The following is a 14322-nucleotide window of genomic DNA, read 5'->3' on the forward strand; positions in this document are numbered from 1 at the left end:
AGATGTGTATAAGAGACAGCCCCCCCAACAGGCCGGCGCCGACCACGACGTCTCGGTTGATGGTTGCGCTCCCACCAACCGAGACGTCGTGGTCGAACCCGAGTTCGTCCGTCCGCTGACAGAGAGGAAGTCCTGTGCGGTTGAGTCCTGGTGATGTCGAGAAATTGTTGCTGGCCACCGCGGGGATGGTCGCGCGTGACCGGCTCGCGCGCGGCGTGCGGCTCAACCACCCCGAGGCCGTGGCTCTGCTGTCCTGCTGGATCATCGAACGGGCCCGTGAGGGCGCCGACGTCGCCACGCTCATGGACACCGGCCGTGAGGTCCTGGTCCGGGACCAGGTGATGGACGGCGTCGCCGAGATGCTCACCGATGTCCAGGTCGAGGCCACGTTCCCCGACGGGCGCAAACTCGTCACCCTGCACCACCCGGTCCAGTAGGAGGCCACATGTCTGCCCGCACGTCCACCGGGCCGGGCGCGGTCCGCGTCGCCCCCGGCCGCATCGAGCTCAACGCCGACCGCGCGCCCCACGAACGCGTGTCCCTCGTCATCCTGAACACCGGGGACCGGCCCGTGCAGGTCGGCTCCCACCTGCATCTGCCCGACGCGAACAGCGCGCTGGAGTTCGACCGCGAGGCCGCCCACGGGTTCCGGCTCGACGTCCCCGCCGGCACGTCCCAGCGCTTCGAGCCGGGCGCGAGCCGCCGCGTCGAGGCCGTGACGATCCGTGGTGCACGCCGCGTACCCGGCATCCAGCGCGGCAAGCCGGGGGACGGCGCGCTGGCCCCGCTCACCGCGCACGGCCCGGCCGGAACCTCCGCCCCGGCCGACGCACCCGCCCGTGACGCCGGCACCCCACAACCGGAGGCCGGCACACCGCACCCGGAAGCCGGAACACGCGAAGCAGCCCGGCCGTCCGCACGACGCGCGGCGGACACCACGGCGGACACCACGGCGGACACCGCGGCGCCCGCCGGGAACGCCGTCGCCGAGGCCGCCGCGACCCCCGACGAGCAGGAGGAACGCTGATGGCGTGGATCGACCGCGAGCGCTACGCCGCCCTGTACGGCCCGACGGTGGGCGACCAGGTGCGTCTGGGTGACACGGATCTGTGGATCGAGGTCACCGAGGACCGCACTGCCGGCGGCGAGGAGGCCGTCTTCGGCGGGGGCAAGTCGATCCGGGAGTCGATGGCGCAGTCCACGCGCACCCTGGCGCAGGGCGCCCTGGACACCGTGATCACGAACGCCGTCGTGCTGGACTGGTGGGGCGTGGTCCGGGCGGACGTCGGCGTGCGGGACGGCCGCATCGTGGCCCTGGGCCGGTCCGGCAACCCGGACGTCGCCGACGGCGTACACCCCGACCTGGTGATCGGCCCGTCCACCGACGTCATCTCCGGCGAGGGTCGCATCCTCACCGCGGGAGGCTTCGACTCGCACGTCCACCTGCTGTCGCCGTCGGCGCTGCACGAGGCGCTGGCCACCGGCATCACGACGGTCGCGGGCGGCGGCACCGGCCCGTCGGAGGGCTCCAAGGCCACCACCGTGACGGGAGCGGCACACCTGCGCCACATGCTGCGGGCGATCGACTCGATCCCCCTCAACGTGCTGCTGCTCGGCAAGGGCAACACGGTCGGCGCGGCCGCCCTGGCGGAGCAGGCACTCGCGGGGGCGGGGGGCTTCAAGATCCACGAGGACTGGGGCGCCACCCCGGCGGCCCTGGACGCGGCACTGCGCGCCGCCGACGAGTGGGGGGTCCAGGTGGCGCTGCACTCGGACTCGCTCAACGAGGCGGGGTTCGTGCAGTCCACGATCGACGCGATCGACGGCCGGTCGATCCACGCCTTCCACGTGGAGGGCGCCGGGGGCGGCCACGCGCCGGACATCCTGACGATCGCGGGGCTGCCGCACGTCATCCCGGGCTCGACGAACCCGACGCTCCCGCACACCGTCAACACCGTGGCCGAGCACCTGGACATGCTCATGGTCTGCCACCACCTGAGCCCGGCGGTCCCGGAGGATCTCGCGTTCGCCGAGTCGCGCATCCGGGCCACGACGATCGCGGCGGAGGACGTGCTGCACGACATGGGTGCGCTGTCGGTGACGTCGTCGGACGCGCAGGCGATGGGCCGCATCGGCGAGGTGATCACCCGAACCTGGCAGGTCGCACACGTGATGAAGCACCGCCGGGGGCCGCTGAGCGGCGCCGAGCCCGCGGACAACGAGCGGGCCCGCCGCTACGTCGCCAAGTACACGATCAACCCGGCGATCGGCAGCGGTGTGGCCGATCACGTCGGCTCGGTGGAGCCGGGCAAGCTGGCAGACCTCGTCCTGTGGGACCCGCGGTTCTTCGGCGTGCGGCCGGACCTGGTGCTCAAGGGCGGCGTGATCGCGTGGGCTGCGCTCGGCGACCCGAACGCGTCCATCCCGACACCGCAGCCGGTGCTCCAGCGTCCCGCGTTCGGCGACGCGGTGGCCGCCGACCTCTCGCTCGCGTTCGTCGCCCCTGCCGCGATCGAGGACGGGCTGGCCGGCCGGCTCGGCCTGCGGCGCGAGCTCGCCGCGGTGTCCCCCACGCGCGAGGTCGGCAAGGCGGACATGCGCAACAACGATGTGCTGCCTCGCATCGAGATCCGGCCCGACACGTTCGAGATCCGCGTGGACGGCGACGTCGTCACCCCGGCACCCGCCGTCCGTCTGCCCCTCGCCCAGCTCTACTCGATGTTCTGAGGACGGTCACGTGACCTCACCCCACGCCCTCTCGGTGGCGATGCTGCTGGCCGACGCGCGCCTGCCCAGCGGCGGGCACGCGCACTCCGCGAGCCTGGAGCCCGCGCTGCTGGGCGGCCTGCCCGTCGCGGCGGTGCCCGCCTGGCTGATCGGGCGCGCGACGACGGTCAGCCTGGTGGAGGCGGGCACGGCCGTGGTGACGGCGCGGCTGCTCGGTGGGGCCGCCGGCACGACGACGCCGGCGGGTGCCGTGCCGGCCGACACCATCCCCCACGCCACCATCCCCCATGCCACCGGGCCCGACGGCGTCCGTGGCCCTGCCGGGCCGGCGAGCGCGGTCCTGGACCGGGTCGTGGACGCCTGGGCGGCACGCACGCCGGCTCCCGCGCTGCGGGACGCCGCCCGTCTGCTGGGCCGGGGCTACCTGCGCCTCGCGCGCACGCTGTGGCCCGATGCCCCCGAGGTCCGGGCGATCACCGCGTATGACGCCGTCCGCGGGCCGCTGCCCCGCGCCGTCGTCCTCGGGGCGGTCGCCGGGGCGACGGGCCTGTCGGCTGCGGACGCCGTGCGCCTGACGGTGTACGACGACGCCCAGACGGCGGCCGCCGCCCTGCTCAAGCTCGAACCCCTGGACCCGCTCACGCCCGCGCGCTGGGTCCTCGAGGCGTGCGCCGCCGCGGAGCCCCAGGTGCCTCGCGTCGCGCTGTGCGCCACCCCGGAGGACATCCCGGCCTCCGGTTCCCCGCAGACCGAGGGCTGGGCCGAGGCTCATGCCCTCCTGAGCCAAAGGTTGTTCCGTGCCTGATACAGCACCCGAATCCACACCCGAATCGACACCCGAATCCCTGCCTGGTTCCCGGCCGGCCGGCCGCGCGCTGCGCCTCGGCGTCGCCGGCCCCGTGGGCGTCGGCAAGTCGTCGCTCATCGCCACGATCTGCCGCGCGCTCGGCGAGGAACTGCGCATCGGCGTCATCACCAACGACATCTACACCGACGAGGACGCGCGGTTCCTGCGCTCGGCGGGCGTGCTGGACCCGGAGCGCATCCGCGCGGTGGAGACCGGCGCCTGCCCGCACACGGCGATCCGGGACGACGTCACCGCGAACCTGCTGGCCGCGGAGGACCTGGAGCGCGACTTCGACCCGCTGGACCTGGTGGTCATCGAGTCCGGCGGCGACAACCTCACCGCGACCTTCTCCCCCGCGCTGGTGGACGCCCAGATCTTCGTGCTCGACGTGGCCGGCGGCGGCGACGTCGCACGCAAGGGCGGTCCGGGGATCGGCCGCGCGGACCTCCTCGTGGTGAACAAGACCGACCTCGCGCCGCACGTGGGCGTCGACGTCGGACGGATGGTCGCCGACGCCGCGGCGGCGCGGGAGAACCGCGCCGTGGTCGCGCTCTCTCGGCGTGACGAGGAGTCCGTCGCGGAGCTGCGCTCCTGGGTGCTGGGTGTCCTGGGCCGGTTCCGCGCGGGCGCGCACGTCGCGCAGGACCCGGGCCCCATGGCCCCGCACTTCCATGCGGACGAGGACGGCGGCTACGTCCACAGTCACGACGACGCCCCGGCACACGACCACGCGCACGCGCACTGACCGGCCGATGTCCCGCACCCCCGCACCCGCGCCGGCGGCTCCCCGGCACCCGGGATCTGCCGCTCCCGGCGTGGCGGAACCGGCCGCCGGATCCGCGCCGGGCCCGCCTGCCGGCACGCCCACCCCCGCCGACGGCCCGGCTCCGGGCGTGCCACGACACGACGCAGGCTCCGGCCCCCAGGTGACGCGCGTGACGGTGGAGCGCCCCGCGACGCCCGGCGCGCTCGTGCGCGTGCGGACGTCCGACGGCCTGCTGGCGGCACGCCTCGTGGCGCGGAACGGGACGCACGCCGAGGTGGCGCTCGTCGCGCGGGGTGCCCTGCTGCTCGGCGGGGACCACGCGGTCCTCGGCGTGCGGGTGGAGGCGGGCTGTGCGCTCACGCTGACCGACGTCGGCGGCACGGTCGCCTACGACGGCGAGGGCCGCCCCTGCCGGTGGGACACCGACCTCCGGCTCGGGGCCGGCGCATCCCTCGACTGGGCGGGCCTGCCGTTCGTCGTCGCCGCGGGAGCCGACGTGCGCCGCACCACGACGGCGCGGCTCGGCGCCGGTGCGCGCCTGACCCTGCGGGAGACCGTGGTGCTGGGGCGCGCCGGCGAACGAGGCGGTGACCTGGTGCTGCGCACCGAGGCCGCCGACGACGCCGGTCCGCTCCTGGTCGAGGAGCTCAGGGCCTCCGGCGAACGGCCGGTGCCCGGGGTCCTGGGAGACCACCCGGTCATCGACACCGTCACCACCCTGCACGGCAGCCCCGGCGACGAGGGCAGCGCCGGCCACGACCTGACCGGCCGCCACTCCGCCGGTGACGCCACGGCCGGTCACGGCCCGCGCCTCGGCGACGCCGTCGTGCTCCGCCTGGAGCGCGGCGGAACCCTGACGCGATGGCTCGGGCCCGCCACGCACCTCAGCCCCCTCGATCCCCCACGGCCCGCCGGCCCGTGACCACCGGTTCCCGGCCGGGAGACCCCTCGGAGGACCCATGACCAGCAGCTCTCCCGCCGCACACCACCCCGGCCGGCCCGCCCGCCGCACAGGCCCCGGCCGGCGTGCGGACCCTGCCCGCCGTACGTCCCGTGTCCCCCGCGGCGCCACCGTCCCGGTCGTCGTCGCGCTCCATGCGCTCGGGATCGGCGGCCTGGCCGGCGCACTGGCCCTGGACGGCGGCGCCGGGGCGATCACCGCGGCGACGGGCCTGGCGGCCTACGCCCTGGGGCTGCGTCACGCGTTCGACGCCGACCACATCGCCACCATCGACAACACGACGCGCTCCCTGGTCCGGGCGGGCCGGGACGCGCGGGGTGTCGGCCTCTGGTTCTCCCTCGGGCACTCGACGGTGGTGCTGGGCGCGGCCCTGCTGCTCACCCTGGGGATCGGCGCCATGGCTCCGGCGCTCGGGGACGAGTCGTCCACGCTGCGGCGGGTCGCCGGGATCTGGGGGCCGGTCGTGTCCGGGACGTTCCTGCTGGCGATCGCGGTGCTCAACCTCGCCATGCTGCGCCGGGCACTGCACGGCCCGGGGAGCGGGACCTCGGGAGGCTCGGCCCACGGCCACCGCCACCCCGCGGGCGGGCCCGTGACCTGGATGCTGCGCCGGCTGGGCTGGGCCACCGAGCGGCCGGGGCGGATGTACGCCGTCGGGCTGGTGTTCGGGCTCGGGTTCGACACCGCCACGGAGATCGGGCTGCTGGCGATCACCGCGTCGGCGGCCCTGGGTGAGGTGGCGTGGTACGCGGCCGTTCCCCTGGCGCTGTTGTTCGCCGCGGGGATGTCGCTGCTGGACTCGGTCCAGGGAGCGGTGGCACGGCGTGTCTACGCGCAGGCGGGTCCCGGCACGGCCGGCGGTCCCGGCACCACCGCCGGTCCCGGCACCACCGGCGGCGCCGGCCGGACGCGCGCTCGCGGGCGGGCCCGGGTGCGCTACGACGTCGTCGTCACCGGCGTGTCGGCGCTGGCCGCGCTCGGCATCGGGACGCTGACCCTGGCGCGGGTCGTGGAGGAGCACGCCCCGTGGGCGGGCCGGCTCCCGGGAGCGGCGATCGGCCTGGAGCCCTACGGCGTGGTGCTCACGGTGGTACTACTCGTGGTCTGGGGTGCGGGGCTGTCAGTCCTGCGCCAGCCGCGCCGTGAGGCGTGAGACGACGTCGCGTCCGCGCGACGAGAGGTAGACCCGGATGACCCGCCGGTCCAGGCCGTCGACCTCCCGGTAGATCAGGGCCTTGCTCACGAGGTCGTCCACCCGGCGGCCGAGTGTCGCCTTGTCGAGGTACACCGCCTCGCGCAGCTCGGACATCGTCAGGCCGTCGCCCGTACCCAGGACGTCGAGAACGAGCCACTCGTCGAGGGTGTACCCCTCGGGGCCGAGCACCTGTGCGGCCCGGCGGGCCGCGCGCCGCGCCGCCAGCACCGTCTCGCGCAGCAGGGCGGCCGCCATCGCGTCGCCCGCATCGTCGTGGGGCGTCGACGTGACCGTCTCACCTGCAGTCCGCATGAGGGTGCCCTCCCTGTGTGCTCGTACACTACCCGCCAACAGAGGCCGCGCCCAGGAGGGGCCGGCACGGGACGGTGTGTGATGTCAGACTTCGTCGTCGGCGCCCTCCTGCACTTCCAGGGCCCCGGAGGGATCTACGGCCCGTCCTGCCAGGCCGTGACCGAGCTGGCCGTGGCGGAGCTGAACGCGTCGGGCGGGATCCTCAGCCGCCCCGTGCGCGCCGAGTTCCTCGACGCCGGCCAGCCGCTGCCCGCGGTACGCCGCCAGGTGGGCACGGCCCTGAGCACCAGCCGCCTCCACGCCCTCACCGGCTGGCACACGTCGGCGGTGCGCAACGCCGTCGTCCCGCTGGTGCAGCGCCGGGTCCCGTACGTGTACCCGGCCGCCTACGAGGGCGCCGAGACCCGCCCCGGCCTCTACGTGACCGGGGAGGTCCCCTCGACCCAGCTCTTCCCCGCGGTCTCCCGGCTGCGGGCCGAGTCCGGGGTGCGCAGCTGGTACGTCGTGGGCGACGACTACGCCTGGCCGCGGCGCACCTTCCAGGTGCTGTCCACGCAGGTGGCCGCTCTCGGGGTGGAGTTCGCCGGTGCGCGGTTCCTGAACGACCGGGGCGCGAGCGCGGCCCAGTTGCGGGAGGTGGTGCACGACGTCGAGGCCTCCGGAGCCGACGGTGTGCTGATGCTGATGGTGGGGCAGAACGCGGTGCGGTTCAACCGGGTGTTCGCCCGGCACGGCCTGCACGAACGGGTCGCGCGCCTGAGCACGCTCATGGAGGAGAACATGCTCATGGGCAGCGGCGCCGGCGGCACCGCCAACCTGTACTCCACCGGCGGCTGGTTCCGCAGCCTGGCCACGGGCGGGGCGCTCGACCTGATCGGGCGCTACACCGCCCACCACGGCGTGCACGCACCGGCGGTCGGGGCGGCGGCCGAGGCCTGCTACGAGGGGATCTTCGCGCTGCGCAGCATCGTGGAGCGGGCAGGCAGCGCGGCGGTGGCCGCGACCGACCGGTCGGTGGACGGCGTCATGTACGAGGGGCCGCGCGGGCCGATGCGGTTCCAGGGCAACCACGCCGAGCACCGCCTCTACCTCGCGCGGGCCGACGGGTTCGACTTCGACCTGATGGGCGAGCTGTGAGCCCGCACGGCCCGCGCGTGCCGGTGACCGCTACCAGGTCACCGGCAGCTCGTGCACCCCGTACACGACGCCCTCGGTCTTGAACGAGAGGCTGTCCAGGTCGGTGGCGAGCCGCAGCGACGGGATGCGGCGGTAAAGGGTCGAGTAGACGACCTTCAGCTCCACCCGTGCCAGCCCCTGCCCGAGACACTGGTGCACACCGAACCCGAAGGCGACGTGCCGCCGCGCGTCCCGGGAGAGGTCGAGGGTGGCGGCGTCGGGGAACATGGTCTCGTCCCGGTTGGCGATCTCGTTGGGCAGCACGATGCCCTCGCCCGCGCGGATCGTGACGTCACCGACCTCGATGTCCTCGGTCGCCACCCGGCGGCGGCCGCCGTGGGTGATGTTGAGGTAGCGCAGGAGCTCCTCGACGGCGGAGGCCGCCAGCGTCTCGTCGCCGGTGTCGCGCAGCCGGGCGAGCTGCTCGGGGTGCTCCAGCAGGGCGAGGGTGCCGAGCGCGATCATGTTCGCCGTCGTCTCGTGGCCGGCGACCAGCAGCAGGACGCCGATCTGGGCGGCTTCCAGCTGGGTGATCTCGCCCGCGCGGACCCGTTCGGCCAGCCCGGTGAGCAGGTCGTCGGCAGGCCGGTGCAGCTTGGTGCCGATCAGGTCGTGGAGGTAGTCGGTCAGCCGCCGCACGGCCTCCCCGCGCTCCTTGGGCGTCGGGGTCAGGCTGACCAGGACGTTGGAGTTCTGCTGGAAGAACTCGTGGTCCGTGTACGGCACGCCCAGGAGCTCGCAGATCACGAGCGAGGGCACGGGCAGCGCGAAGGCCTGGACCAGGTCGACCGGCTTGGGGCCGGCCAGCATCTCGTCGATCAGGTCGTCGACGATCCGCTGGATCGCCGGGCGCAGTGCCGCCACCTTCTTGGTCGCGAAGGGTGCGGTCACCATCCGCCGCAGGCGGGCGTGCTCGGGATCGTCCATCAGGATGAACCCGACGCCGCCGCGGCTGCCGGGGTCGCGGGGTGCCGAGAGCGGGAAGCCGGGGCGATCGACGTCGGAGCTCACGCGCGGGTCCCCCAGCAGTGCCTTCTGCTCGGCGTAGCGGGTGACGAGCCACGGCGTGCTGCCGTCCCACAGCGTGACCCTGGTCAGGGGGCTCGCGGCCTGCTCCGCCATGAGGTCGGGCGACGGGTCGAACGGACACCTCGCGGCGCGGGGCATCGGGTAGGACGGGGGCTCGGTCGTCGCGTCGGTGGTCGTGGTGGTGCTCGTCATGTCGTTCCCTTCGAGAGATGGGTTCGGAGCGGGAGAGGCGGGTCGAGCGGGACCGGCCGGCACGTGGCGCCGGTCAGACCGTCGCCGGGGTGAGGACGTCGGCGACCTCCCGGCGGTGGAGTCGTGTCTGCTTGGGCATGTTCCAGCCCAGCACCCCGCGCGCCACACCGTGGCTGCGGAAGAGGGCGACGAAGCGCCGCGACGCGACGTCGCCGTCGACCACCTCGGCCTCGGCGCCGGCCGGGACGACGCCGTGGACCATGACCTTGGCGTCGTACTGGTCGGTCCAGAAGTACGGGACCGGGCTGTAGGGCGCGTCGGCCCCCAGGATGTTCGACGCGACGGCCAGCCCTTGCTGGGTGGCGTTGGTCCGGTTCTCCAGCCGCAGCGGGGCGTCGAGTCCGCGGTGATGCCACCGGGCGACGTCGCCGACCGCCCAGATTCCGTCGGCGGCGCGACACCTGTCGTCGCACACGACGCCGTTCTCACAGGTCAGCCCGCTGCCGGCGAGCCAGTCGGTGGCGGGAACCCCGCCGATGGCCACGACCACGACGTCGGCCGGGAGCTCCTGGCCGGTCTCCAGCCGCACGCCGGACACCCGACCGGACTCCGCGACGAGGCCGCTGACGCCGGTTCCGAGCCGCAGGCCGACGCCGTGCTCGGCGTGGAACTCACCCAGCAGGCCTCCGGCCCATGGGCCGAACTGGCTCTCCATCGGGACCGACTGCGGCCCGGCGAGGGTCACGTCCAGGCCGAGGCCGCGGCCGGTCGCCGCGACCTCCGCGCCCAGCACTCCGTCGCCGACGACGACGAGCCGCCGGGACGCGGCCAGTTCCGCGCGCAGGGCGACGGCGTCGTCGAGCGTGCGGACCGTGTGCACGCCCGCCAGCTCGCCCTGTCCCGGGAGCGTCCGGGCGCGCACACCCGTGGCGATCACGATCGCGTCCGCCTCCAGCAGGCGCCCGGACGCGGTGCGCACGGTCCGGCTCGCGGCGTCCAGCCCGGCCGCCGGGTCGCCGAGGACGAACTCCGCGTCCAGCGCCTGGAGCACCGGCTCCGGGCGCAGCTGCGCCCGGTCCGGCTCCCACGCCCCGGACAGCACCTGCTTGGACAGCGGCGGCCGGTCGTAGGGGAGGTGCCGCTCGCCGCCGAGCAGGGTGATCCGTCCGTCGAACCCCTTGCGGCGCAGCGCCTCGGTGGTGCTGAGGCCGCCGGCCGAGGCGCCGACGACCAGCACACTCGCCGGCAGGCTCATGCCTCGGCCACGAGGATCGCGGCCGCCGGGCAGACGCTGGCGGCCTCGCGGACCGCATCGTGCTGGTCGGCGGCGGGCGCCTCGTCGAGCAGCATGACGATGCCGTCCTCGTCGCGCTGGTCGAACACGTCCGGCGCGACCAGGACGCAGGTTCCGGCGCCGCAGCACTTGTCTTCGTCAACGGTGACCTTCATGGTTGTCCCTCTTTCGTGAGATCGGGTTCGGGTGGTTCGTCCGTCACGGTTCCTGCCGCGGTGGACCGGCCGCAACGGTTCGGATGCGGTGTGGTGTCCGGTCACCACCGCACGGGAAGCTCGCTCAGACCGCCCACGGCGAGGCCGTCCACCCTGGTGAGCTTGTCGGCGTCGACGGCCAGCTCCAGCGTCGGGAGCCGGCGCAGCAGCGTCTCCAGGGCGATCTGGAGCTCCGTGCGCGCCAGTGCCTGGCCGAGGCAGGAGTGGGCGCCGGCTCCGAACGCGAGGTGCGGGTTCGGGGTGCGGGTCAGGTCGAGCCGCGCGGCGTCCTCGAACGCGGCCTCGTCCCGGTTGGCGGCGGCCATGCTGCACACGACCGTGGTCCCGCTGGGCACGGACACGCCGGACAGCTCGATCTCGGCGTCGATGTAGCGCATCATGCCGAACCCGGCGTTGACGTCGTAGCGCAGGGCCTCCTCGACCGTGGACCGGACCAGCCTGGGGTCGGCGAGCACCTGCTCCCAGCGGGAGCGGTCGGCCAGCAGCATCGCGACCATCTTGGTGATCATGTTCGCGGTGGTCTCGTGCCCGGCGACGAGAAGCCCCTGGCCGGTGGCCACCAGCACGTCGTTCGAGAGCGGCCTGCCGTCGGCGTCGGTGGCGTCGATCAGCTCGCTGAGCAGGTCGTCCCCGCGCTCGGTCCGCTTGAGCTCGACGTGGTGGGCCATGTAGGCGCCGAACTCGCTCATCGACGCCATCATCTCGTCCTGCGTGTAGCGCGTCATGCTGAGCAGGCAGTCCGACCAGTGGGCGAACTTGTGCCGGTCGCTGTCCGGCACGCCGAGCATGTCGCAGATCACCCAGACCGGGAGCGGGAACCCGAAGGCCGCCTTGAGGTCCACGGGGTGTCCCGCGGCGACCATCTCGTCGACGAGCTGGTCCGCCATCGCCGTGATGCCCGGCCGCAGCGCGGACATCCGCTTGGCGGTGAACCACTTGCCCACCAGGCGCCGCCACGCCAGGTGGCCCTCGCCGTCCTGCGGCAGCACGGTCGCCATCTCGCTGTTGAAGACGCCGCCGTCCTCGGTGTTCGCGACACGGGCCGCGTCCTTCCTGCCCGTTCCGCGCCCGAACCGCGGGTCCGACAGGACCGTCCTCACGTCGTCGTACCGCGTCACGAGCGTGGCCTGGTCGCCGCTGGCGAGCCGCACGTGGGCCACGGGGCACCGAGAGCGAAGCTCGTCCCACTCGGCAGGCGGCTCCAGCGCGGCATCGGCGGAGATGGGGTAGTTCAGGAGCTCGGAGTCGGTCATCGACAAGCCTCTCTGCAGGTAGGAGCTTCACTGCGGCGGCCTGGCGCGCGCCCCCGCGGCCACCAGTAGAACCAGCCCGCTTGCCATAAGTCAAGCGCTTGATTTAACTTCAGAAGGTCCTGAACCCCCGCTGGAAGGCATCCGCATGTCCGACGTCCTCGTCGCCCCGCCCCACGAACCGCAGCAGGAACGCCGACGCGAGGGCACCGGGCCGCTCGTGCCGATCCTTGCTTTCGCCGGCATCGTCACGTCCCTCATGCAGACCCTCATCGTCCCCGTGGTCCCCGAACTCCCCCGGCTGCTGAGCGCGGATGCCGCCGACACCATCTGGGCCGTCACCGCCACCTTGCTGGCCGCCGCCGTCGCCACCCCGATCATCGGCCGCCTCGGCGACATGTACGGCAAGCGCCGGATGCTGCTGGTCAGCATCGGCCTGCTGGTGGCAGGGTCGGCGGTGGCCGGCCTGAGCACCACCCTGGTTCCCCTGATCGCCGGCCGGGTCCTGCAGGGACTCGCGGCCGGCGTCGTCCCGCTCGGCATCAGCATCATGCGCGACGAACTGCCCCAGGAACGGCTCGGGTCGGCTACCGCGGTGATGAGCGCCTCCCTCGGCGTCGGCGGCGCGATCGGCCTGCCCGTGGCGGCGTTCCTGGCCGAGGGCACCGACTGGCACATGCTGTTCTGGACCTCTGCCGTGCTCGGCGCCGTCGCCTTCGTCCTGGTGCTGCTGCGTGTACCGGTGAGCAGCGCACCGGCCGGCGGCCGGTTCGACCTGCCCGGTGCGGTCGCGCTGTCCGCCGCCCTGATCGCCCTCCTGCTGGCCATCTCCAAGGGCGCCTCCTGGGGGTGGGGCGCCCCGCTGACCGTCGGGCTGTTCGCCGGGGCCCTCGTGCTCTTCCTCGGCTGGGGCTGGTGGGAGCTGCGCACGCACGCCCCGCTGGTCGACCTGCGCACCACCGCCCACCGCCAGGTCCTGCTGACCAACCTGGCCTCGATCATCTTCGGCTTCGCGATGTTCGCGATGTCCCTGGTGCTGCCGCAGCTCCTGCAACTGCCCGCGGCAACCGGCTTCGGGCTCGGCCGCTCGATGCTCGTGGCCGGACTGGTCATGGCCCCCATGGGCCTGGTGATGATGGCGATGGCACCTGTCTCGGCGCGGATCACCCGCACCGCCGGTCCGAGGGTCACCCTGATGGCCGGAGCGGCCGTCGTCGCACTTGCCTACGGCCTCGGCACCGTCCTCATGACCGAGATCTGGCAGCTCGTGCTCGTCGGGGCGATCTCGGGCGCGGGCGTCGGCCTCGCCTACGGCGCGATGCCCGCCCTCATCATGGAGGCCGTCCCGCGCTCGGAGACCGCGGCTGCGAACAGCCTCAACACGCTCATGCGCTCGATCGGGACCTCGGTCTCCTCCGCCGTCGCCGGCGTCGTCATCGCCCAGTTCACCATCACCGTCGGCGGTGTCGACCTGCCGTCACAGACGGCGTTCCGCCTCGTCCTGGGGATCGGCGCGGGCGCCGCCCTGGTCGCTCTCGGCATCGCGGCCTTCCTGCCCCGCCGCCCCAGGACTCCATAAACTGGAGCCTCGATCGAACGACGAGAGACAAGAGATCCCATGCAAGTCAAGCCGACGCGGGCGGACAAGGTCGCCCAGACCCGCGAGCGGATCCTGGACGCGGCCGAACGGCTCTTCGCCGAGCACGGGCTGTTCGCCGTGTCCAACCGTCAGATCAGCGAGGCCGCCGGGCAGGCCAACAACTCCGCCGTCGGCTACCACTTCGGCACCAAGTCCGAGCTGATCAAGGCCGTGGTCGACCGCCACGTGGCACCCATGGAACTGATCCGCGAGCGCCTGCTGTCCGACATCGGCGCGGACGCCGGGGTGCGCGAATGGGTCGCCTGCAACGTCCGGCCGATGACCGACCATCTCGCCTCGCTGCCCGGGGCCACCTGGTGGGCGCGACTGGTGGCACAGATCCTGACCGACCCCAGCCTGTACATCGCCGAGCTCGACGAGTCGACGGCGTCCGACTCCCGCAGGCGGGCCGAGGAGGGTCTGCGCCACTGCGTGCCGGACCTTCCCGAGGACGTGGCACGCGAACGCGAGCGGATGATGCGCACGCTGGTCATCTACGCCTGCGCCGAACGGGAGCGGGCGCTCTCCGAGGGCGGTGCGACCACGCGCACCACCTGGGAGGAGACGGCAGTCGGCCTGATCGACGCCATCACGGGCATCTGGCTGGCCCCGGTCACTGCGGTGGCGGTCGGCTGACGGCGGGCTCCGGCCGGCCGGAGCCGGTCCCGAACGGTGGGGTCCCGGACGGTGGGGTCCCGGACGCTCCGGGACCGGCCGCC

At 73.8% G+C, this 14322-nt stretch carries 15 protein-coding genes; 10 read left to right on the plus strand and 5 right to left on the minus strand.

Annotation, left to right across the window (positions count from 1 at the left end):
- Positions 1-134 precede the first annotated feature (134 nt).
- The 7 genes from HGK34_RS09655 to HGK34_RS09685 all read left to right on the plus strand — a co-directional run bounded on the left by HGK34_RS09655 (position 135) and on the right by HGK34_RS09685 (position 6454).
- Positions 135-437, plus strand: coding sequence for an urease subunit gamma (locus tag HGK34_RS09655; RefSeq protein WP_201846593.1), 303 nt, complete (start codon positions 135-137; stop codon positions 435-437).
- 8 nt (positions 438-445) lie between these two features.
- Positions 446-1027, plus strand: coding sequence for an urease subunit beta (gene ureB, locus HGK34_RS09660; RefSeq protein ID WP_201846595.1), 582 nt, complete (start codon positions 446-448; stop codon positions 1025-1027).
- Positions 1027-2727 carry an urease subunit alpha gene (locus HGK34_RS09665; protein ID WP_201846597.1) on the plus strand — a complete coding sequence of 567 codons (1701 nt, stop codon included), beginning with the start codon at positions 1027-1029 and terminating at the stop codon, positions 2725-2727. Before ureB ends, HGK34_RS09665 begins: the two co-directional genes overlap by 1 nt.
- Positions 2728-2737: 10 nt before the next feature.
- The gene (locus tag HGK34_RS09670) at positions 2738-3532 is read left to right on the plus strand and encodes an urease accessory protein UreF (protein ID WP_307815880.1); all 795 of its coding nucleotides are present in this window, start codon (positions 2738-2740) and stop codon (positions 3530-3532) included.
- Positions 3533-3572: 40 nt separating this feature from the next.
- A complete protein-coding gene (gene ureG / locus HGK34_RS09675) occupies positions 3573-4319 on the plus strand; it encodes an urease accessory protein UreG (protein ID WP_201846736.1) in 747 nt (248 codons plus the stop codon).
- 190 nt (positions 4320-4509) lie between these two features.
- The gene (locus HGK34_RS09680) at positions 4510-5262 is read left to right on the plus strand and encodes an urease accessory protein UreD (protein WP_201846599.1); all 753 of its coding nucleotides are present in this window, start codon (positions 4510-4512) and stop codon (positions 5260-5262) included.
- A 37-nt stretch (positions 5263-5299) separates the two neighbouring features.
- Positions 5300-6454: a HoxN/HupN/NixA family nickel/cobalt transporter gene (locus HGK34_RS09685; RefSeq protein ID WP_201846600.1), complete on the plus strand. Its 1155-nt coding sequence runs from the start codon at positions 5300-5302 to the stop codon at positions 6452-6454.
- On the opposite strand, the gene HGK34_RS09690 is transcribed toward HGK34_RS09685, so the two are convergent.
- Entirely contained in the window at positions 6422-6808 is a 387-nt protein-coding gene (locus HGK34_RS09690) for a MarR family transcriptional regulator (protein WP_244666587.1), read from the minus strand. The genes HGK34_RS09685 and HGK34_RS09690 overlap by 33 nt on opposite strands.
- An 81-nt stretch (positions 6809-6889) precedes the next feature.
- Between HGK34_RS09690 and HGK34_RS09695 the strand changes: the two genes are divergently transcribed.
- Positions 6890-7945: a substrate-binding domain-containing protein gene (locus tag HGK34_RS09695; protein ID WP_201846602.1), complete on the plus strand. Its 1056-nt coding sequence runs from the start codon at positions 6890-6892 to the stop codon at positions 7943-7945.
- Between the two features lie 30 nt (positions 7946-7975).
- Here HGK34_RS09695 and HGK34_RS09700 read toward each other — a convergent pair whose 3' ends face one another.
- From HGK34_RS09700 to HGK34_RS09715, 4 genes are all read right to left on the minus strand, one after another.
- Positions 7976-9205 carry a cytochrome P450 gene (locus HGK34_RS09700; RefSeq protein ID WP_201846604.1) on the minus strand — a complete coding sequence of 410 codons (1230 nt, stop codon included), beginning with the start codon at positions 9203-9205 and terminating at the stop codon, positions 7976-7978.
- Positions 9206-9278: 73 nt separating this feature from the next.
- Entirely contained in the window at positions 9279-10460 is a 1182-nt protein-coding gene (locus tag HGK34_RS09705) for an NAD(P)/FAD-dependent oxidoreductase (protein WP_201846606.1), read from the minus strand.
- Entirely contained in the window at positions 10457-10654 is a 198-nt protein-coding gene (locus HGK34_RS09710; RefSeq protein ID WP_201846608.1) for a ferredoxin, read from the minus strand. The genes HGK34_RS09705 and HGK34_RS09710 overlap by 4 nt, the downstream gene beginning before the upstream one ends.
- Positions 10655-10755: 101 nt before the next feature.
- On the minus strand, positions 10756-11967 hold the full coding sequence (locus tag HGK34_RS09715; protein ID WP_201846610.1) for a cytochrome P450: 1212 nt from the start codon (positions 11965-11967) through the stop codon (positions 10756-10758).
- A gap of 145 nt (positions 11968-12112) precedes the next feature.
- On the opposite strand from HGK34_RS09715, the gene HGK34_RS09720 reads away from it, so the two are divergent.
- Positions 12113-13543: an MFS transporter gene (locus tag HGK34_RS09720; RefSeq protein WP_201846611.1), complete on the plus strand. Its 1431-nt coding sequence runs from the start codon at positions 12113-12115 to the stop codon at positions 13541-13543.
- Between the two features lie 39 nt (positions 13544-13582).
- Positions 13583-14239 carry a TetR/AcrR family transcriptional regulator gene (locus HGK34_RS23190; protein WP_201846613.1) on the plus strand — a complete coding sequence of 219 codons (657 nt, stop codon included), beginning with the start codon at positions 13583-13585 and terminating at the stop codon, positions 14237-14239.
- Positions 14240-14322: the final 83 nt, after the last annotated feature.

This window comes from Myceligenerans indicum (assembly GCF_016742955.1).
GTDB lineage: Bacteria > Actinomycetota > Actinomycetes > Actinomycetales > Cellulomonadaceae > Myceligenerans > Myceligenerans indicum.

What these genes read in the sequence shown, in the direction of transcription:
- HGK34_RS09690 (WP_244666587.1), bottom strand. Translation starts at nt 6,808, where the DNA reads ATGCGGACTGCAGGTGAGACGGTCACGTCGACGCCCCACGACGATGCG.
- ureB (WP_201846595.1), top strand. Translation starts at nt 446, where the DNA reads ATGTCTGCCCGCACGTCCACCGGGCCGGGCGCGGTCCGCGTCGCCCCC.
- HGK34_RS09720 (WP_201846611.1), top strand. Translation starts at nt 12,113, where the DNA reads ATGTCCGACGTCCTCGTCGCCCCGCCCCACGAACCGCAGCAGGAACGC.
- HGK34_RS23190 (WP_201846613.1), top strand. Translation starts at nt 13,583, where the DNA reads ATGCAAGTCAAGCCGACGCGGGCGGACAAGGTCGCCCAGACCCGCGAG.
- HGK34_RS09715 (WP_201846610.1), bottom strand. Translation starts at nt 11,967, where the DNA reads ATGACCGACTCCGAGCTCCTGAACTACCCCATCTCCGCCGATGCCGCG.
- HGK34_RS09710 (WP_201846608.1), bottom strand. Translation starts at nt 10,654, where the DNA reads ATGAAGGTCACCGTTGACGAAGACAAGTGCTGCGGCGCCGGAACCTGC.
- HGK34_RS09700 (WP_201846604.1), bottom strand. Translation starts at nt 9,205, where the DNA reads ATGACGAGCACCACCACGACCACCGACGCGACGACCGAGCCCCCGTCC.
- HGK34_RS09695 (WP_201846602.1), top strand. Translation starts at nt 6,890, where the DNA reads ATGTCAGACTTCGTCGTCGGCGCCCTCCTGCACTTCCAGGGCCCCGGA.
- HGK34_RS09665 (WP_201846597.1), top strand. Translation starts at nt 1,027, where the DNA reads ATGGCGTGGATCGACCGCGAGCGCTACGCCGCCCTGTACGGCCCGACG.
- HGK34_RS09705 (WP_201846606.1), bottom strand. Translation starts at nt 10,460, where the DNA reads ATGAGCCTGCCGGCGAGTGTGCTGGTCGTCGGCGCCTCGGCCGGCGGC.
- HGK34_RS09685 (WP_201846600.1), top strand. Translation starts at nt 5,300, where the DNA reads ATGACCAGCAGCTCTCCCGCCGCACACCACCCCGGCCGGCCCGCCCGC.